The organism is Candidatus Curculioniphilus buchneri endosymbiont of Curculio glandium, from assembly GCF_964275155.1.
GTDB lineage: Bacteria > Pseudomonadota > Gammaproteobacteria > Enterobacterales > Enterobacteriaceae > Curculioniphilus > Curculioniphilus buchneri.
The window spans coordinates 669371-691907 of record NZ_OZ193413.1 but is presented as its reverse complement, the minus strand read 5'-3'; the positions used below and the strand labels follow the sequence as shown (position 1 = coordinate 691907).

At 26.9% G+C, this 22537-nt stretch carries 9 protein-coding genes and 2 tRNA genes; 4 read left to right on the top strand and 7 right to left on the bottom strand.

Features of this window, described 5'->3' with window-relative positions; translation table 11 throughout:
* Nucleotides 1–595: 595 nt before the first annotated feature.
* Together pncB and ACICP0_RS02075 are read right to left on the bottom strand one after the other, a co-directional pair.
* Nucleotides 596–1804, bottom strand: coding sequence for a nicotinate phosphoribosyltransferase (gene pncB / locus ACICP0_RS02080; protein ID WP_395479656.1), 1209 nt, complete (start codon nt 1802–1804; stop codon nt 596–598).
* Between the two features lie 3078 nt (nt 1805–4882).
* Nucleotides 4883–5167, bottom strand: a complete 285-nt coding sequence (locus ACICP0_RS02075) for a 2Fe-2S iron-sulfur cluster-binding protein (protein WP_395479655.1) — start codon at nt 5165–5167, stop codon at nt 4883–4885.
* A 3474-nt stretch (nt 5168–8641) separates the two neighbouring features.
* Between ACICP0_RS02075 and nadE the strand changes: the two genes are divergently transcribed.
* Entirely contained in the window at nt 8642–9466 is an 825-nt protein-coding gene (gene nadE, locus ACICP0_RS02070) for an ammonia-dependent NAD(+) synthetase (RefSeq protein WP_395479654.1), read from the top strand.
* A 1110-nt stretch (nt 9467–10576) separates the two neighbouring features.
* Here the strand turns inward: nadE and ACICP0_RS02065 are convergent.
* The 3 genes from ACICP0_RS02065 to pgsA form a co-directional block, all read right to left on the bottom strand.
* Nucleotides 10577–10661, bottom strand: a tRNA-Ser gene (locus ACICP0_RS02065).
* Between the two features lie 1253 nt (nt 10662–11914).
* Nucleotides 11915–11986, bottom strand: a tRNA-Gly gene (locus ACICP0_RS02060).
* A 142-nt stretch (nt 11987–12128) separates the two neighbouring features.
* Complete coding sequence (gene pgsA / locus ACICP0_RS02055; RefSeq protein ID WP_395479653.1) at nt 12129–12677, bottom strand: CDP-diacylglycerol--glycerol-3-phosphate 3-phosphatidyltransferase; 549 nt, start codon at nt 12675–12677, stop codon at nt 12129–12131.
* Between the two features lie 2697 nt (nt 12678–15374).
* Here pgsA and yajC point away from each other — a divergent pair.
* The 3 genes from yajC (at nt 15375) to secF (ending at nt 18577) form a co-directional block, all read left to right on the top strand.
* Nucleotides 15375–15707 (top strand): preprotein translocase subunit YajC, encoded by a 333-nt coding sequence (gene yajC, locus ACICP0_RS02050; protein WP_395479652.1) that lies wholly within the window; start codon nt 15375–15377, stop codon nt 15705–15707.
* Between the two features lie 31 nt (nt 15708–15738).
* A complete protein-coding gene (gene secD, locus ACICP0_RS02045; protein WP_395479651.1) occupies nt 15739–17595 on the top strand; it encodes a protein translocase subunit SecD in 1857 nt (618 codons plus the stop codon).
* 73 nt (nt 17596–17668) lie between these two features.
* The gene (gene secF, locus ACICP0_RS02040; protein WP_395480246.1) at nt 17669–18577 is read left to right on the top strand and encodes a protein translocase subunit SecF; all 909 of its coding nucleotides are present in this window, start codon (nt 17669–17671) and stop codon (nt 18575–18577) included.
* Between the two features lie 477 nt (nt 18578–19054).
* Here the strand turns inward: secF and tuf are convergent, their stop codons facing one another.
* Nucleotides 19055–20239, bottom strand: coding sequence for an elongation factor Tu (gene tuf / locus ACICP0_RS02035; RefSeq protein ID WP_395479650.1), 1185 nt, complete (start codon nt 20237–20239; stop codon nt 19055–19057).
* Nucleotides 20240–20330: 91 nt separating this feature from the next.
* Nucleotides 20331–22436 (bottom strand): elongation factor G, encoded by a 2106-nt coding sequence (gene fusA, locus ACICP0_RS02030; protein WP_395479649.1) that lies wholly within the window; start codon nt 22434–22436, stop codon nt 20331–20333.
* Between the last annotated feature and the right edge of the window lie 101 nt (nt 22437–22537).

Below are 22537 nucleotides of genomic sequence, written 5' to 3'. Positions count from 1 at the left end.
TTAAAAAAAATTTTCTTAAGTATTAAGTTTTTATTCAATAACATAAATAAATTTTACTATCAATAAAATATTTTTGTTCTCTAATATTTTATTTTAGTTATAAACATTATATTAATCAATTTAAATTGATGTATGCTGAAAAGCATTTCAGTAAATTTATATATATTTAAAAAAATATATATTTCGTTATTTTAGTACAATTTTACATTTTAGAAAAAATGCTAAAAAAACATTTTTGGATACGTGAAAAATTAAATTATAAAATCAGATATTTTATTTATTAAACTTTAATTGAAAAAATAAAGATCATATATTATAAATTTTTTTCTAGAAAAAGTATGCTTTATACAGTCAGTTTTCATAAGAAAAGTTAAATATATTTAAATATTTAAAATATTTAGAATAAGTATTGTGTTAAACGCATTGTATGATGATTAAAAAATGAATTTTAGAAATTTTAAAATTCTGTCAATATATTAAACATTAAAATTAAGTTAATGCAATATAATTATTATTTATTATTTTCTAATTTATATAATAAATAAAATGAACATCTACACATTCTTAATAGAATTATATTACCATATATCGCGGATTAATTCTTTTTTTTAAGAAAAAGTCGTGCATTAAATACTTTTTGCAAAGTATGAATAAAAGCTTTATCACCACCAATGGTCTTTCCTGGACTATCTGATATTTTTGCTACTGGTTTTCCGTTGCATTCTACTAATTTAATTACAATATTAAGAGGATTGATCGTTGGAATATCACAAGTTAATCGAGTACCAATACCAAATATCACATTAATTCGCTTCCAAAAATGCTTATAGAGCATCAATATTTTATCAAAATCTAAACTATCAGAAAATACCAATATTTTCTCGAGTGGATTAATACCAAACCGTTTATAATGTGCAATTGCTTTTTCTCCCCATTGCACTGGATCACCAGAATCATGACGCAATCCTTGGTAAGCATGAGTAAATTTAGACCCAAAATCGTGTAAAAATGCTTCCATACTAATACAGTCAGTCAATGCAATACCTAATTGATCTGGATATTCATCCAACCAGGCCTGCAGAGCAGCACACTGGCTATTGGCCAAATCTGGACTAATTTGTTGATGTGCTTGAAACCATTCATGGGCTTGTGTACCTATTGCAGGAAGATTCATCTCATATGCCAGTTGGTAATTGCTGGTACCAACAAAACAAGGGAAAGACTGTTTCAATTCAGCCACCACATTAAATTGTACTTCACGTGAAAATCGACGACGGGTTCCAAAATCTATCATACGGAAAAAAGATGCATCCACCTCTTCAAGAGAATGATAAAAATGCCGTAATTTACGTTGTAATTGCTTTATTGCCTGCGATGGTGACACGTTCGGTGAACGACGACGATGTATCACTTCACTAATCACTGCTAATAAAGGCACTTCCCACAAAATAACTTCTCTCCAAGGACCGGTTATATGAATATTAAGCTTACCATTATGATTACGTACTTGAACGTAAGATGGACTATATCGAAATTGGCGTAGCCAATTCAAATAATCTTTCTGAAAATAAGGTAAATTGAGTAGATAAGTAAATTCATAATCTTCTAATTGAAGATCACTCATCATCTCTATTTGTTCACTAATCTCAAAAGCATATTCTCCTAACAGATCATTTCCTCGATAACAAAATTCAGCTTTCACCATTACCTCATCATAGCGGTGAAAAACAGCCTGTTGCATATGAAGTTTATAGGCGTCAGTATCAAGTATAGACGTTAAAATAGGATCAGTAGCAACATTCATGTCATATTTCAGTATTTTTTAGGATACATTTTATTTAAAATACATAAGATAACATATAAAATAAAATATACTCATACTAAAGTAAGTATAGTGAAAATTACATTAGAAATAATGTAATAACTTTGAATAGGCAACACAACAACTTAATGATTATTTATCTAATAAACTAACATTTATTGAAATATATTAAAATAATGTATAGTAAAATTAGATTATCACACGATAACTCAAAGCTCCGTTATTGTGATTGTTACTAAATGATAGGTTATTTGAAACATTAACCTGAATGCCATGCTAGTACCAACAATATCGATGATTGCACTAATGCCTATATTAGAAGTTTTGCACTATATCTGCTAAAAATAAGATTTACGTCTATTTACATTATATATGAGAATAAAAACAATGCTCTTATTGCCTAAACCGTTTTGCTTAGCGATTAATCAATTATCTACATTGTTTAGTTTATATTATTAGATTACACTCTTAATTTTTTTAAGCACCACAAAATTACATGATCTTATGAAGAATATGACACCTTAAATACGATATTAAATTATATGATTTTTTATTTAAATTCGCTGCATGTTAAAAATACAACATGACTGCCATATCTTCCTATTATTTAAATAATAGGATTATTTATATAATATTATTATATATTCTAAGAATAGAAAATAATTATAATTGATTGTCTAACATTAATCATTAAAACGTCAATGAATGTTTTCTTTCCTATTGTTGTCAAGAGAATTCGGCTAGAGAAAACTTACCTATAAATTTTATCAATTAAAACATTAAGCGTCTCTAAGAGAATGCTCATGAAATGTAATTTCAACGTAAGTAAGGACTAAAAATTATATACTAGAAACAGCACATATTATTCCAAATAAAAACCATAGACAGTAATTAAATGTTTTTATATTAAAAATATGTTTAGAATTAAACAAACTGATATTAAAATTAATTATTTCTCTTATATTAAAATAATGTAAAACGATAAAGATATTATTAAATTGATCATTATATAGTTTTTATCACTAGATTTTAATCAGATAGGCATTAAATTTAATACATAATTATTATTAAGCCTGTTAACTTTAGTTGCTTATATGAGACAGATCACATTAACAATATGTAAGTATCTATTTTAAGCATGATTATTCATTATGCAGTATATCTCATTATTTCTGTAATAAAACTATTTTGAATGAAATATTCATTTTGTTGAAAAATAACATGAGAATAATATAATTGAGGATAACGCATCATGTCGTTTCTTACATGTTAAATCACATAAAAATAAATATATTTTATATATACCATGTTCCTATTATCACCGTGATTATCATTCTATAACTATGTAATTTATTTACATAATATTACTTTTATTCCAACATAAAATAATGCTTACATTGTCATTTTAATTTTATTTTTTTCGTTTTCCTTAGAAATTAAACTTCAGCATACGACTACTTATTTGATTTATCTTTTTTTTATAAAAATCGGAGTTAGACAGTTATTCTTTTCTCAATAAATAAGATTCAAGTTTTTTTAGAATCAATATCTTTGAAAAGATTATGGTCTATTTTATTAATGGAATGTTTGATATAATGTCATGCTATTAATACATTCTAATTTTTACTTTTGTATGAATACGTTATTTAGTAAAATTAAATTATCTTTAATATCAATTAATTAAAGGTTAATTCACTACTAGTTTTGAATTAAAATCGTCATGTGCTATTTATTCCATCTAATCAAATATCATTTATTCTTAAAATAAACTTAACTTAAGTTTGAATATTAACATTAGCAATATAAAAATAAACATATAATTTAATATTGTTAATTTTATATGAAAGCTGAGTTGTATTCAATATACTGTATTGCATGAAATCCTAAAACATAAAAAGATAATTACTTGGGATAATTTGTTATACTTTTTTATTTTTTTATTCAGGCGATATTAAACTTTGTTAGTTTACGTATAATCAAAATTAATGTTTACATTATATTAGAATACATATGGCTTTTTCGTTTAAAAAAATCTTTTTTAAACATACTAAATGTATAGTAAATATTAATAATAATTTTTTATTAAATAAATTAGCCTGTAAATAAAAAAATTTTTTAAAATTCGCTATAGTTTATAGATGTTATATATTTATCATTTTCAATGAATTTATCTAAAAAGATAACATTCAGTTATTTTAATATTTTAAAAGTTGTACATCCGATTTATTGAATGGTAAAACACCTATATTTTCTTTTCCTATAGAAAGCTTTGTGCATTTATTCACTATAATTTCTTTTAAATATCTAAAGCAATTAATTTTAATTAGCTATTATCATATATGTAATAAGCGCTCAGTACGTATTTTTTACAGAAACATTCAAAATTATAAATGATATATTTAAAAAATATTAATGTAGGACTAGCACAATCCATCTAGGATTAAATATGATTCCTATCATTCGTACTAATAAGTAAAATATAAAGTTATAGATAACTTAATTAGAGAATTCAGATTTAATCAAAATTTTTCCTTTTTAATAAAAGGCTTTAGTTGTATTTCTATCAAATTAGAAACTAATTTGGTAATATATTAAACATTATTTTTAATAACAATCCTATAAAGAATTTTCTCATTGTTTGTATTTAATGATAAATAATTCTATTTCTATAGATTACTAAATTAGCACAATTAAAAAAGAAATTTAAAGAAAATATGATATTAATACATTGCAAGTAATTAAGATTAGCATTTCCATATTGTATATGTTCTATAGTTATTTAACTAATGTAATTTTATTTATTCTATTATAGAATATAACATTATAGTAACTTACATATTTTACTTATATATGAATAATTAATCTTTTTGAAATAAATTACTATTTTAGTAGCATACTAAACATTAATAGATATTACTTAATAAGTGAATATCGATGATATAAGTTTGAATAATATAAAATTTGTTATAAATGATAATTTAGACTTGTTAACTCAAAAATATAAATAAGAATATGTGGATGATATTAAATATCGATATTTATGAAGCAATAGCTTATATATCATTCCAAATATAAATCATCTTCAGGTATACAGCTGCAGGATAAGATACAGGATGCTTCTGTAATATTATTTTTGGTTAGTAATAATACTCTTCCAACTAATAATTTTATTTTGCAAGTACCACAAAATCCAGCACGACATGCATACGGAAGATATATTCCCTGAAATTCCAGTTGTTCTAATAAAATATCTTTCCGATTGCCAATCAAATGTAATCCTCGATATGTAATACTAATTTGTTTATCAACTGTTTGTGTCTTAAGTTTTTTGGTTAAAGTTAACATAAGTTTTTTCCAATAACAGTATCTCTAGCTATCAATGATTGAACTAAGGGGTTTATATAATTTTTATCTACATAATGTTTATCTGAATAATGTCGATTGTTAAAAACAATGATATTGTATCTAAAATTTATGTTGCATACATAAAAATACAGAACTGATTATGCAATCAGTGAACAATGTACATAAAATTAGTAGTAAAAGAATATTAGATTAATTTTCGTTGAAAGTAAGATTAATATGTTCGATTACATATACATATTAGTTTGTCTAATGTTTAATATATACCAAAGAGAATACTGGCATATACCTTAGTACTAATATTCCAATCAATACTATTATTAAAAATAGCAGTTCTGGAAAATAGATTATTTAGTTGAATGTAAATATTTTAAATATTTAACCTAATAAACTCTAATTATTAAAATTACTTGTAACATGGTATTTACGATCTTCTATATAGGATAAATAGAACTCAATACTTTGTATTTTTCATTTTTTAGTATGATCCATACCATGGATCACACTTATGTATGAATATTGAAATATTAATTTTTTATTAGAAAATGTAATTGCTTATTATGAAATAATAAAATATATGTGAAATATATAAGATTTTAGATCTTAATCACAATAATAAATTATATTCTTTTGATTTTTAAAATGACGATGATACGTAATATCCAATTGTAATTGGATTAATATCCAAGTATAAAACCACTTTCACATTATCATGTCCTATATAATAAATATTTTTAGCAACAGATAAACTATAGAAAACTATTATTTTTAATGGTTTTGAATTAATTTCATTTTGTTGATATAAACAGTATACAACTCCATTTAAAAATATAAATAAATTAGTGTATTTAAGAATTTTTTAATAAAATAATTATTTTCTTCAATTAATTTTTTAAAATTAGACATTCACTCTATTAATTTAAACTTTAATAAGCCAATTATACAATTAGAAAATCGACAACTACAATACATATTATATCATATATATCGATACTTGATGGCTAAACAAATAACCTGAGTAAAAGTCTAATATAAAAAGATTAACATTAGTCGGTAAACTGTATTGTACTATAGAATAAATGAACATTTAATCTAATATAAAATAATTGTAAATTGTTTTAATAAAACGAAGTTTAGAAAAAAATTTAAATAAAATAATAACTGTATTAGAAGATATTATCTTCAATATAAGAAAATAGTTAAATATAATAATAAAAATATTTTATAACATTTTTCAATATGAACTTTCAAAAATTAAAACGCACTTTATCATTGTAGAATTTATAGGTTCATACAAACTATTTTAATGAGACAATATAAAGGGTACATTATAAAATTGTAATTTTATTTTCTATTATCTTAACCTAAAGTCACATAGACCAATATTTCATTTATTTAAATCTAATACATATAGAATGATCATATATAAAAATAAGTAATGATCGATTATGTTATATGTTTTAAAAAACATAATTTTTTGATCTTGTAACGAAAATATACTTTTAATTTTGATTAAATAGTATATAAATACTGCGTTAAGAGTTATTTATCATTAAACTTATAATATTATATATACTGACTATGTCAATGGCACGATAATTAGATAAATTTTCTTCATTATATATTATCTATTATCACAGATAATTAAAACTAAAATCAATTTTAAGCACAAATAGTACCATTAAAGTTTTAAATATTATTTTTATACGAAAAAATAAAAATTACAATATTGTTATTAACAATAAGACAATTTTATTGAAAATATGAACTCATAAACTATTATAATAATATTTAAAAAGGCAATCAATATAATCTTGACGACTGAAAATATCTACAGATACTTGTCTACACGAAAAGATATGCTATAGAATAACGAATAATATAACCATCTGATTAACAGATACTAAACTTATTTACATTTGAAACTATGCTAGCCAATGTAATTGATTTTTAGTAACTTGTGGACAATCTAATAGATTAGAAGAATTAAATGACTGATAGTAAAAAAACTAAAACCATTTTAAATAAACAATTGTATTTGTAATAAATATGCTATCAATTAATATAATATTAATTATGAATTTACATGATAATTTTAATTTTTTATTAGTTAGATACGAGGTTATTAAAAAATAAGATTGTGAAATTCCATAATTTTATTATTTAATGAATTAATGTCTAATTATTTAGTAAGTAAATACTTAATAAGCCTATGAGGCATGTAGAAATATCTTCCAATGTTTAATTTTAAATTATTTGATATTACACGAATGATATCTCCAATCACGATTATCTTTTCCTTAAAACATATGCTAAGCATGATAATGTCAATAACTTATTGTTGGTATAATTAATAATTTATTGATTTTTAATAAAACTTTTTGAAATGTGTTTTGATAAAAAATATGTAATCACAATACGTAGATTTTTATAAATAACTAAATTCAGGTCTAGATTTATATTTCGATATCCAGAGCAGCGCAATACTGACAAATTCAAATCGCAGTAAGTTACTATGCTAGTAATTAGTTTCACTATGACGTAAGTATGATACTTTCAGTAAGCTAAATCTCCTTTTTTTTGACATTATGTAATTTACTGATGACAAATTTAAATAAATTTAATGTTTAGATCAATTAACAATATTAATGTTTAGATCAATTAACAATATTATTGTGTGTACTGTAGTATTAAAAGCATTATAATTTTTATATTTTAACATGTAATCTCTTAGTGCTATAGACACTCTCATTTCGAATGACAGGATAGTATGTGTTTAATATGTGAATTTGATTCGTTTTTTTATTAAAACAAATCGACCTAATCAGTTATTTTAATAGTTTGCTATGATTAAAACATTCAATAATATTAATAAATTATAAGATTTTAGTAAAATATTGTATTTTGTTATCAATCAGTTAAGATGACATGTAAAGACACTTCTTGTAACAAAGGAGTATTTATTAGGAATAGATGTGTATAAATGAAATATTAAAATTGATTTACTAATATAAAGGATGGTTTAAAGAAAAGGTGATAAATAGAACGCGAATCCTATCTATATTATATAAAATTAAAAAGATAATTCGATAAATTTCTAATGACATTAATTGCGTTATCGATCCTAACATTATTAATATTATAACATGTACCAAACATATACCCTATTTTTAAAAAGTTGATTTACAGTATTAACATCAATATGTTATGACTAAGATAAGTCATTCATGATAGCATATATAGAATTAGTCCAATATAGTGAGTTATCAATAAATCAAATCAAATAACTGTCATTACAAAACATTAAAGAATAGTTATTTAATTTAAAAGATAAATTAATAGTCTATTATCGTAATTATTTATGTACCATTAATATATTATATGATTACATATTAATATTATTAGCATTATATATATAATAACCATAGCTTCCTGTATTAGGAGATGAAGATGAAAATGGTAAAACAACACGAGATTATAGCAATACTAGGTGTCAAACCATCTATTGATCCAGCAACGGAGTTTCGTATTAGCGTAAATTTTATTAAAGACTATTTAAATAAATTTAATTCATTACGTACACTAATTCTAGGTATTAGTGGGGGACAAGATTCCACGTTGACGGGAAAAATTTGCCAACAAGCTATCAAAGAACTACGTTATGAAACCGAAATTACCGATTACCAATTTATTGCCATTCGATTACCATATGGTCATCAACACGATGAGATAGACTGTCAAGATGCTATCGCATTTATCCAAGCTGATGATGTAATAACAGTTAATATCAAAAGTGCAGTACAAGCTAGTGAGCTTGCTTTACGTCACGCTGGTATTTCTATAACTGATTATATTAAAGGTAATATAAAGGCACGGGAACGTATGAATATACTGTATAGTATTGCCGGAATGACCTTGGGATTAGTAGTAGGCAGTAAGCACTCGGCAGAAGAAATAACTGGATATTTTACTAAATATGGCGATGGTAGTACTGATATTAATCCTTTGTTCAGACTGAATAAACGTCAAGGGCGTTCCATATTAAAATATTTAGATTGCCCCGAACATCTTTATCTTAAAACACCAACTGCTGATTTAGAAGACAATAAACCCATGCTGTCAGATGAAATAGCATTAGGCGTCACTTATAACGTAGTAGATGACTATCTAGAGGGGAAGCCTATAGATGCTAATGCAGCACGCATTATTGAAAATTGCTACATTCGTTCTGAGCATAAACGTCATGTCCCAACGACAGTATTTGATAACTTCTGGAAGTAATATTATATTTACAAATATAATTTTTTATTAAAAAATTCCTCTTAACAATATAGAATGGTACTGTGTTACAAATGCACGTTATACTACCCAGTTCATGGTAATTTTAAAACATTATGCGGATCACACATGCCAAATATGTACAGTATGTATGTAGATGTACTATTTTATCTAAATATCGATAAAAAGAAATAGGTGTATCTGATCTAAATTTAATTATCTATAATTATTTACATATACCATATAAATAGTCATTATTTTAATCTGGTAATATACTGGTAATATAAAAATATTATAATATATAATTTTGTTTGTATATTCGATGTTAGTCAAATATATTAGCCGAATAAATATAATCTAATTAGTAGATTATACTTAGTTTGTTAGTTTGTACATAACAAACAATTTTGTATTTATACTACACTTGACAAGCAAGTATGGTGCTATAAAAATAGCATTTTCTATGTAATCTTTTAAATTATAGAAAACTATATTAATACTTTATCTAAAGTAGCTATACCAGCTATATGGTTTCGTTTTTTTATGAAAATATAAGTTTTTATTATGTATAGACAGTATCAATACTATTGAAATTGACGCATATTATTAGCAGTATGCCATTATATATTTTATAATATGTTGATTTAATAATACTTTATCATGTTTAACTTAACATGGAAAAGTTTTAAAAATTTAAAAAAATTAAACAAAAATAATTCCATTAAAATCTATATAATGAAAACTTATACCAGATTGGTTTTTTTTAAAAAATATTGAAATATACAATAAACATCATAAAATAATAAATTTATGAGTTAACTCTTCATGTAAAAATAAAAACTTTTATAGCTATTATTTTTAAGCGATTGCTGCACGGTTTTTAATAATTACATAAAATGTATCCTGTGAAATAAAATTAAATAAATCGTAAAATACGAGATTTTTCCCATATTCAGTGTGAATATATTTATATATAATGCATAGTTTTTTAAACTATATTATTTTGAAAAAGATCATAAGGCATAAAAGAAATACAAATTTAGAATTAAAAAAATTAATATTTTTATTAAAAAATATAACAAATACTTATACATATATAAGTCTAATGTTATAAGGAGGAGGTGAGATTCGAACTCACGGAAGGTTGCCCTTCTTCGGTTTTCAAGACCGATGCCTTTAACCACTCGACCACTCCTCCATGCTAATATAGCATAGTTTTATTATAGTTTAAATAAAAACTAAATAATATCTTTTCTCTCTTTTTTATGTATTATCTACTATAATCAAAATATTATGTAATTCCCTTTTTTCTAACGTTTTAAAAAACTGAAGTAGTCATCAATAAATTAATCCATATATTCAATTCTTCATCTTCATGACATAAATCTATGTATATTTAATAGTAAAAACTAATGTAATATTATGCGCTGCTTGTAATTTACTAATACTTTTTAAATATCAAATAAATTATATAATAACCATGCAATAATGTAATAGAATAGGAATAAATATTGTATTAAGAACTAAATTTAGTTTATCCAAAAATATAAGTATAATAAGATACTTGCAGTAAAATTTTACTATAAAAATAGAAATTTGATATAAGCCTACTGATAGGCAATTCATTTATATTTTAAATGTAACATGCTATCAATGATATGTGTCATAGTCAAGTGATAGAAAATAAAAAATCAACCTATAGTAAAGAAAAATAGTTTACTATCTATCTAGATTGCCTAATTTAATCTCCGTGAGATTTTACTAAAAATAACGTTAACTATGAATGTTAAAATAAATTGTAATTAATTACAGACTCCTATACGTATATACATATCATCAAAATAATAATTTTTAAGAAAAAATCATGATGTCATCATGACGTTTTATTATTCAAAATTTATAACAATAAAAATATTTTATTTTAGACATTAAACTTAATTCTATTAAGTTTTTACTGTTAATGGTAAATAGCATTGATATTTGAATTAATTACTATTTTTATTTAAAAATTATTAATATAATAGATAAAATCTTAATTTTTAGATAAAAGCTGCTGAATTTAGCTTAATTCACTATTGGTTATTCGATTTTTTTATATTGGATATGCTCATTTAATTTATTTAGAAAAATCAGTATAATAATTAGTGTTTATTACTTTTTTAGTTTTTAATAATACAAAATTTTCAACAAAAATAAAGAATAATATCAGCCATAACATGGTGCTGAACTGTACTGTGTCAAAGAGCTTTCTTTTCTAATTGTGTTGTGATTTTATAAAATTACAGTTAATATAATGAGTTCTATAAAATATATCAAATTAAACTAATCTAAAATTCTATATAAATATTAAACTTTACAAGAAAAATATAAAATGTCAGCAACATTGAAGTATACTTAATATTTATTAATACATCACACATAATTTCATTAGTTTTACATACAATGAACTTGAGCGGAAAACGAGGTTCGAACTCGCGACCCCAACCTTGGCAAGGTTGTACTCTACCACTGAGCTATTTCCGCATAAAATATAAAATCAATCTAACATTGTTCATTGATAATGATATACATTTTCGTTTTCCATATTCTACCAATTTAATTAATGAAGTCAATATATATTGAATGCCAATAACTACAATTTTTACTTAAGTACAACATTATATTGTTAATTTTTAAATAAATCATGCCTAGAGACATAAAAATATTGTAACATTGACCAAAATGTCAGAACCGCTGCAATATATAATGCAGCGATCCCAATTCCTGCTACCATGTCATCTGGTCGCCATAATAGCGTTACTACTGCAAACATTTGAAATGTTGTTTTGGTTTTACTAATCCAAGTAACTGCAACTTTGTTATGCTTTCTTATTTTTGCCATCCATTCCCGAAGTGCAGAAATAATGATTTCACGAACAATTATACTAACAACAGGTAGCGTAATCCACCAAGAATGAAAATATTCAGTTACTAGAACTAAAGCTATGGTAATCATGACTTTATCTGCAACAGGATCCAGAAAAGCACCAAACCGCGTAGTTTGTCGCCATCGGCGTGCAAGAAGACCGTCAAACCAATCCGTGAGAGCTGCCAAAATAAAAATTAATGTACAGATAATAGGGGCCCACTTAAACGGTAAATAATAGGTATAAATAAAACATGGCATAATAATGATGCGAAATAGAGTCAACAAAGTTGGTATATTTAATTGCATAATGATTTTATCATTATTTAGATAGATTGGAAATTACAGGTATTTGATTTACTAATAATAAAATTATTAGTAAATTTTAATAGGATACTTAATCTGTCACTGACAATAAAATAAATATTTTTCCAACCCTACAATTAAGAAAACTCAAAATTCTTTTTATTAGGATAAACATCCTGAACGTATAAAATGTTGTTCTTTTAGTATCGTTTGATATCTATTTAAGCAGATTACATGAATATATTTATTTTTGATAAATAATAATTACATATTGATTCTAAACTTCAATAATGCATTGAGGTATGTACCAACATAGTGAATATAATAAATTAAGAATTCCGATTTTTAATTGGATTAGCAGATGATCTTTTTAAAATACCTAAAGTTAGGTATTTTCTCATTTAACCATTAATTTATATCATTATGCTATACTATTCATTATATAGTATATATTATTGTAAATAAAGCATTTTCTAATGGACTTCAATTTTACCCATGTGCAGAATTACATAATTTAAATTTTATTTTTCAATATATCAGTGCACTATTGAACATGTCAGTTTATTATTAAAATGGTGTGCATTCTATAGAGATATGGTTGTCTGTCATTAGACACTAATCTAATATTATAACAATATCATTTCTATATCGAAAGGCTTATTATTTAGATTAAAGTTTGAAAAAAATGGTTTTTTATCGAAAATATGACTATCATCAAAATATTTATTTTTTATTTAAAATTAATATAATTTAAAAAATAAGATTAATGCGATGCATGACTTTATCATTACAGTAAAACTTACTTACAGAAAATAGTAGAATGATTGTACTATGTTTACAAGATTTAATTTAAATAGTAAAGACTACTATCTTGATATATTTAACTCTAAATTTAGAGCTAGATTAGCTTACTTATACAAGTGATAACAATTTTTTTATAAAATCATATACAGTTTAATGATATATTGCTTAGAAAATATATAAATCTTCTGTAAATAAATTTTATTAAAAATTACTATGATATGTCATCATATTAGTGTTAGCTTCAACTTAATCGTTAATAATTAACGTCAATAATTATTGATTAGTATACATATTTATACTATGATAGATAAAATATGGATATAAAAACAGCGATATAAAATATAAAATCGGCATTAATGTTCGAATGAAAGACTTATTTTCAATAAAAATGTATTTATTTAAAATTAAATAGAACAAGACTCTTATATCTTATTGTATAGGAAAATTTATACATACACACATTTTAATATCAGTTCTCATTTCTGATTAACTCAATGATATCACAGCTTTTAAAACAATAGTTTTTATCTATATAAATAACATAAAAAGTTAAATAATTTTAATAATGGTACATTTTTAAATATTATATATGTAACACTAAAATAGTTTAGCATATATAATGCATAAAGATAGAAATAATAATTATTATATTTGAGTTTTTTAAAAAATATCAAATATGTTGAGTTACAAAATAAATTTATTAATAACTAAGATAAGCAAAATAAATTTTCTATCACAAAATGTGATGTACTACAAAATCAATATTTAAAATAAATCAATATAGTTGCATTGGGTTTTATTAAAAATGTTATAATCACGTCAATAAAGATGCAATTTAATTGCTTATTTTTCAAAAAATAGTATATTTATCAAAATAAACATTGCAATGTTAAATTTAAAAAATAAGTTTATATTGCATATAATATACTAGATATGCAAAACAGTAAAAATTTTTTTGAAAAAATTGTTATATTAATGATTTAGAAACGACGTAGGAATAATATATTTTAATAAGGTTACAGGATAAAGTTTTTATTATTTTATGACTACAAATAACTTGAATTATTTCTCTATATTTTTATTGTATTAGATATATTTACATTAACTTAAAATATTTTAAGGATCCAATGTTCCAAAATTCAAACAATGAATATCTATCTTAATATATTTCAAGCAATATAACACATCACATATACTACAATGAATTTAAGATTAATGTGTGATATTTATAATTCATTTATTGTTAACCGAATCTATTGCCTATTTCTATGCCGTAGTTATAATACAAATAATATTATTAGATTTAATTTATTCATCCTTGCATCGGAAAAATAAATAAAAATATCCCATTTTGGAGTTATATTCAATTATATATTAATATTCAATAGTTTAGCATTTCCATATGCAATATATGTTATTAAAGATAAGAATAATGAGATTTTCTCATAGTTCTATAACATACATATACATTAAAAAATCAAACGATTGTTGTTGATATATTATAAAATATGTAACGTATATATTAAGTATATTACATTTTTGTGCTGATCTTAAAATAATAGAAATACAACAGCATTATTTTATAATATACTTTAGACTATGTACTAGATAATAACCATTAAAATATACTAATAATATGAGCATCAATTGCTATATCTATTTTAATTTAGAGTCCATATATGCGTTTTCATTTGTTTAATTGTAACACTAACATATTTAATATCCATTTGATATATGGTCTATGTTCTATCTTAAGGTTATTATTAGGATTAAATTTAATCTATACATTACTACCAATTAAGAATTACTTAAATTATTTAAATAAATTTAACTATTAGATAAGCTTTAAATACAAGGCTGTATTTTCTAAATACAAAAACATATAAGGAAATTTAAATGAATTTTTTTATTTTCGATGCTTTTGCTACAACTGAGACTTCTTCGCAAGGAAGTCCATATTCTTTAATGGTTATTTTTTTAATCTTTGGTTTAATATTTTATTTTATGATCTTACGGCCACAAAAAAAACGCACTCAAATGCATAAAGAACTCATCCGATCTCTTACAAAAGGAGATGAAGTACTTACCACCAGTGGATTCGTGGGACGAGTCATAAAAATCTCGGATACCAATTATATCTCTATTGCACTTAATGATACTAATGAAGTTGTTATTAAGCGAACTTTTGTGGCCGCTCTTTTACCAAAAGGTACGATGAAAGCGCTATAATTATCTCAGTTTATCAAAAAAGTTAACCACTGTGTTAAATCATTATCCTTTGTGGAAATACATAATGCTAATATTGGCATTATGTATCGGTATATTATACTCATTGCCAAACTTATACGGAGAAGATCCAGCGGTACAAATAAGCGGTACACGAGGTAGTGAAGTCAATGAATCAACATTAATTCAAGTCAAAAATATTCTAAATCAACACAATATTACCAGCAAATCTATTGTGCTGGAAAATAGTTCCATTCTTGCTCTATTTTCTAATTTTGATATGCAACTCTATGCCAGTGAAATCTTATCAAATACACTTAATAAAAATTATATTGTAGCATTAAATTTAGCTCCAGCTATGCCATCATGGTTGAAATTAATAGGCGCAAAGCCTATGAAATTAGGACTAGATTTACGCGGTGGAGTACATTTTTTAATAGAAGTTGATATCAACACTGCATTGATCAAATTACAGGAAGATATTCTATATACCCTATGTCGTGATTTATCATCAAATAATATTTTTTATGAAAAAATAAATCAAAAAGACAATTACAGTAGCGAAATTTTTTTTCGTAATACTGCTATTCGTGATCAAGCGATTTCCCGGATTGAATCGTCTAAGAATTGGAACTTCATTATTAAGAGCTTAGATGATCAGAGTTTCTGTATCGCATTAACAGACGATTATTTACGTGCAGCTCGAGAAAATACGTTAAAGAAAAATATTTCTATTCTTCGAAATCGTATCAACCATTTAGGGATTACTGAATCACTTGTTCAGCGACAAGGTACAGATCGCATTATAGTTGAACTTCCAGGCATACAAGATATGGCACAAGCTAAAGATATTTTAGGTGCGACAGCCACACTAGAATTCCGATTGGTTCATGATAATAGTTTACTAAAAAAAAATAATGATCATAAAAATCATATACCAAACAATTTAGACGAAAAAATGACCCGTAATGGCGACTCAATTATGTTACATAAAAAATTGATTATGACCGGTGATCATATTGTAAATGCAACTTGTATCTTTGATGAATTTAATCAACCTCAAGTAAATATTTCTTTAGATAACATTGGTGGTAATATTATGTCCAAGATCACTAAAGATAACATAGGAAAGCTAATGGCAACTTTGTTCGTCGAATATCAGAATCATGGCATGAAAGACACTAATGGGCGATCCATATTGACTAAATATGAAGAAATTATTAATATTGCTACAATTCAATCACAATTTAGTGATAAATTCCGTATCATTGGCTTTTCTAATCCTAGCGAAGCACGTCAATTATCTATTTTGATGAGAGCAGGAACATTAATGGCGCCAATTCAAATTATAGAAGAATGTATAATTGGTCCAACGCTTGGATTACAAAACATTACTCAAGGAGTACGAGCCTGTGGATTTGGATTGATAGTATCCATAATCTTCATGATAATATGGTACCATAAATTTGGTTTAATTGCTATTACAGCGCTTCTTTCTAATTTAATTATGATTATAGGAACAATGTCCATATTACCTGGCATAACGCTGACCATGCCAGGGATTGCTGGTATTGTATTAACGTTAGCAATTGCCGTAGATGCCAATGTTCTAATTAATGAACGTATCAAAGAAGAACTGCGACACGGTCGGACAGTACAGCAAGCCATTCATGAAGGTTATCGTGGAGCTTTATCTAGTATAGTCGATGCCAATATTACGACCCTAATTACTGCTATAATTTTATATACAGTAGGCGCTGGCTCCATTAAAGGCTTTGCTATTACTACAATCATCGGAGTAGTTACCTCTATGTTTACTGCAATAACAGGTACTCGTGCTATTGTTAATTTACTTTATGGCGGTAAATATATCAAAAAACTATCTATTTAGGAGATAGTTTGTGGATCATCGCCAAAGAAATAGTGTTAGATTATTGCAATTTGACAATAAAGTTTATGATTTTATGCGTTGGGCTAATGTAGCATTTGGCTTATCAGGCGTTTTGCTTGTCACTTCTATTATCATTATGAATATGCGAGGATTTCAGCTAGGCATTGACTTTACCGGTGGTACGATTGTTGAAGTCAACTTCGAAAAATCTGTTGATTTAGATCAAATACGCAATGCATTAGCACATGTCAGTATCATTGATCCATTAATTCAACATTATGGTAGTCACCATAATCTCATGATACATATCCCCCCTGTCAAAACCAAATTTAATCAAGAAATCAGTGATCAAATACTCAGTATTATTCGCCAGGTAACAAATCAAAAAGCTATCATAAAGAGGATTGCAAGCATAGGTCCAAGCGTTAGTACGGAATCAGCTCAGTTTGGTAGTATAGCGATACTAGTGGCCTTAATCTGTATTTTAATATATGTTACTTTACGTTTCGAGTGGAGGCTTGCAACAGGAACAGTAATATCACTTGCACATGACATAGTAATTATACTTGGTGTGCTTTCATTATTTCATATTGAAATCGATATGACTATTATCGCTTCGCTCATCTCTGCCATAGGTTATTCATTAAATGATAGCATTGTTGTTTCAGATCGCATTCGTGAGAATTTTCGAAACATTATTAGCCAGCATTTAAACACTTATGAAATATTCAATCTATCACTAACACAAATTTTAAACCGTACTATCATTACCTCAGTAACCACATTAATTGTGGTGCTCATATTATATATTTTCGGTGGTTCAATGTTGCATAACTTTTCAATGACATTGCTGATTGGAATATTTTTTGGTACCATTAGCTCTATTTACGTGGCCTCGGCATTGGCGCTCAAGTTAGGTTTAAAACGCGAACATTTACTACTGCAAACAATAGAAAAAGAAGGTGGAGATATATTTCCTTAAAAACCATGACGATTACCTTAATTAAATATAAGTAACAATCATATTGTGGAAAAACTAGATATTGAATTAACAATGATATATTTAATATTTAAATATTTTAAATATCTTATCTTATTAAGATTAAGATTTAATATGTGCCAAAGGTTTATATAAACAATGATTTTATTTCTAATAATAATACACTCCTTTTCAATTTGTTAATACTAATAACACAGCAGATAAAAAAATGAATGAATCTTGTCATTTGATTTATTTATGTTCTAACATGAAAATAACAGTGATTTCTTTATTCATAATTCATAGAAAAGCAGAAAATAAAATGGATATAAACCATCGTGTTGATTGCTGAAAAGGTTAATATCCATTTTCTCATACATGATTTCACTTTCTATGAAACTAGTAAAAAGGATGTAAAAACATCATAATAAATATTTATTAGCAATGAGTTATAAGAACATTATATATATAAAAATTATCCTATGTTATTACCTTACTGACAATGCCAGCGCCAACAGTACGACCACCTTCACGGATGGCAAAACGCAAACCGTCATCCATGGCGATCGGAGAAATTAAATTAACAAGCATTTTAATGTTGTCACCGGGCATTACCATTTCAGTATCTTTAGGAAGTTCTATAACTCCAGTGACGTCAGTAGTACGAAAGTAAAACTGCGGACGATAACCTTGAAAAAAAGGTGTGTGGCGACCCCCTTCATCTTTGTTCAGAATATACACTTCCGATTCAAATTGAGTATGTGGTTTAATAGAACCTGGCTTAGCTAATACTTGGCCGCGTTCTACGTCATCTCGTTTAATACCACGTAATAACACGCCAATATTTTCACCAGCACGACCCTCATCAAGTAATTTTCGAAACATTTCAACACCAGTACAGATAGTTTTAACAGTATTTTTAATACCAACTATTTCTAATTCATCACCTACTTTGATAATACCATTTTCTACACGACCAGTAACGACTGTACCACGACCAGAAATAGAAAATACATCTTCGATTGGTAATAAAAAAGGTTTATCAATAGTGCGCTTTGGCTCTGGAATGTAAGTATCAAGCGCATGTGCTAATTCTATAATTTTCTGTGTCCAAACTTGATCGCTTTCCAATGCTTTCAGAGCAGAACCTCTGATAATTGGTGTCATATCTCCTGGAAAATCATATTGAGATAGTAACTCACGAACTTCCATTTCAACTAGTTCTAGCAACTCTTCATCGTCAACCATATCACATTTATTCATAAATACGACAATATATGGAACACCTACTTGACGTGCCAATAGAATATGCTCACGGGTTTGCGGCATAGGTCCATCGGTGGCAGCTACCACTAGTATAGCACCATCCATTTGTGCTGCTCCAGTAATCATATTTTTCACATAATCTGCATGTCCTGGACAATCTACATGAGCATAATGGCGATTTGAAGTGTCATATTCAACGTGAGAAGTATTAATAGTAATACCTCGTGCTTTTTCTTCTGGTGCATTGTCAATTTGATCAAATGCACGTGCATTTCCTCCGTAAGTTTGGGCTAAAACGGTCGTAATGGCTGCTGTTAAAGTTGTTTTACCATGGTCAACATGGCCGATAGTACCCACATTAACATGTGGTTTTATACGTTGAAATTTTTCTTTAGACACTGCTATATTCCTTACTATTCTGATACAGAATCATATTCTCATAACTTCGATAAATGTACAAAATCTTGATTGTTGTAAATTGCTAAAAATTTTACTTGGTTTTACGGGCATCTATAATAAGTTGAGCAATATTAATTGGCATTTCATTATACTTCAAAAATTCCATTGAATAAGAAGCACGACCTTGAGTTTGTGAACGAAGATCAGTAGCATAGCCAAACATTTCAGACAGTGGAACTTGTGCATATATAGTTTTACCTGTTGTAGTATCATCCAAACCGTCAATCATACCACGACGACGATTTAACTCTCCGATAACGTCGCCCATATAGTCCTCAGGTGTTTCTATTTCTACTTTCATAATAGGTTCTAGAAGAACTGGTTTTGCTTTCATAAAACCCTCTTTAAATGCTATAGAGCTCGCGATTTTAAATGCAATTTCAGAAGAATCGACTTCGTGATAAGAACCATCAAAAACAGTAACTCGGATGTCTACGATTGGATAACCAGCTAGAACGCCGCTTTTCATTTGCTCTTGAATTCCTTTATCTATCGCAGGAATGTACTCTTTTGGAACTATACCCCCAACAATTTTATTGAGAAATTCATACACTTTTCCACCTGGTTCTATTGGTTCAATACGTAACCATACATGACCAAACTGGCCACGACCACCAGATTGACGAATAAATCTACCTTCCTGTTCAATGGAAGCACGAATTGTTTCTCGATAAGCTACTTGAGGTTTACCAACATTAGCTTCAACGTTAAATTCACGACGCATTCGGTCTATAAGAATCTCAAGATGCAATTCTCCCATGCCAGCAATAATAGTCTGTCCAGATTCGTCGTCAATCCACATTCGAAAAGACGGATCTTCTTGTGCTAAACGACTGAGAGCAAGACCCATCTTGTCTTGATCAATTTTAGTTTTTGGTTCTACAGAAACAGAAATGACAGGTTCCGGAAATGTCATACGTTCAAGGATAATTGGCGCTAATGGATCACACAAAGTATCTCCAGTTGTTACGTCTTTTAATCCAATAGCTGCAGCGATATCACCAGCACGCATTTCCTTGATCTCATCACGTTTATTAGCATGCATTTGTACTATACGGCCAAAACGTTCACGTTTTTGTTTCACTGAATTGAATACAATATCGCCAGAATTAATCACACCAGAATACACACGAAAGAAAGTCAACTTTCCCACAAAAGGATCTGTAGAAATTTTGAAAGCTAGCGCTGAAAATGGTTCTTTATCATTAGATTGGCGTTTAGTATGAGTTTTACCATCGTTTAAAACTCCTGTAATGGCAGGAATGTCCGTTGGTGCTGGTAAGTATTCAATTACCGCATCTAACATCGCCTGTACACCTTTATTTTTGAAAGCTGACCCACAAGTCACCAAGATGATTTCATTTTTAATGACGCGCTGACGTAATCCATACTTAATTTCTTTTTCAGTTAATTTTTCTCCGTTTAAGTATTTATCCATTAATTCGTCAGATGCTTCAGCTGCAGATGCAACTAGATGTTGGTGCCATTCATAAGCTAATTCAGGTAAATCATCTGGAATATCTTCATAAGTAAAAGTAATACCTTGATCTACTTCGTTCCAATTAACTGCTTTCATTTTTACCAAGTCAACGACGCCGGTAAATTTGTCTTCTGCTCCGATAGCTAGCTGAATTGGAACTGGATTAGCAGATAAACGGGTTTTTAACTGTTTAACGACACGCAAATAATTAGCACCTACACGATCCATCTTATTAACAAATGCAATACGTGGTACATTATATTTATTAGCTTGACGCCAAACAGTTTCAGATTGAGGTTGTACACCTCCTACCGCACAATATACCATAATAACGCCGTCAAGAATACGCATAGAGCGCTCTACCTCTATGGTAAAATCAACATGTCCTGGGGTATCAATAATGTTAATACGATGCAAATCAAACTGTTTGGCCATACCGGCCCAAAAGCATGTAGTAGCTGCAGAAGTAATAGTTATACCACGTTCTTGTTCCTGTATCATCCAATCCATGGTAGCTGCGCCATCATGAACTTCACCAAGTTTGTGATTTACACCGGTGTAAAATAGTATCCGTTCAGTTGTAGTTGTTTTACCAGCGTCGATATGAGCACTAATACCAACATTACGGTAGCATGCGAGAGGCGTTATACGAGCCATGTTTATCCTCTATTACAGGAAACTCATTCATTGGTAAGTGATGCAATACATAAAATGTATAAATGATTATAAATTTTGTCAGGAAAATGGTCATATGGTTT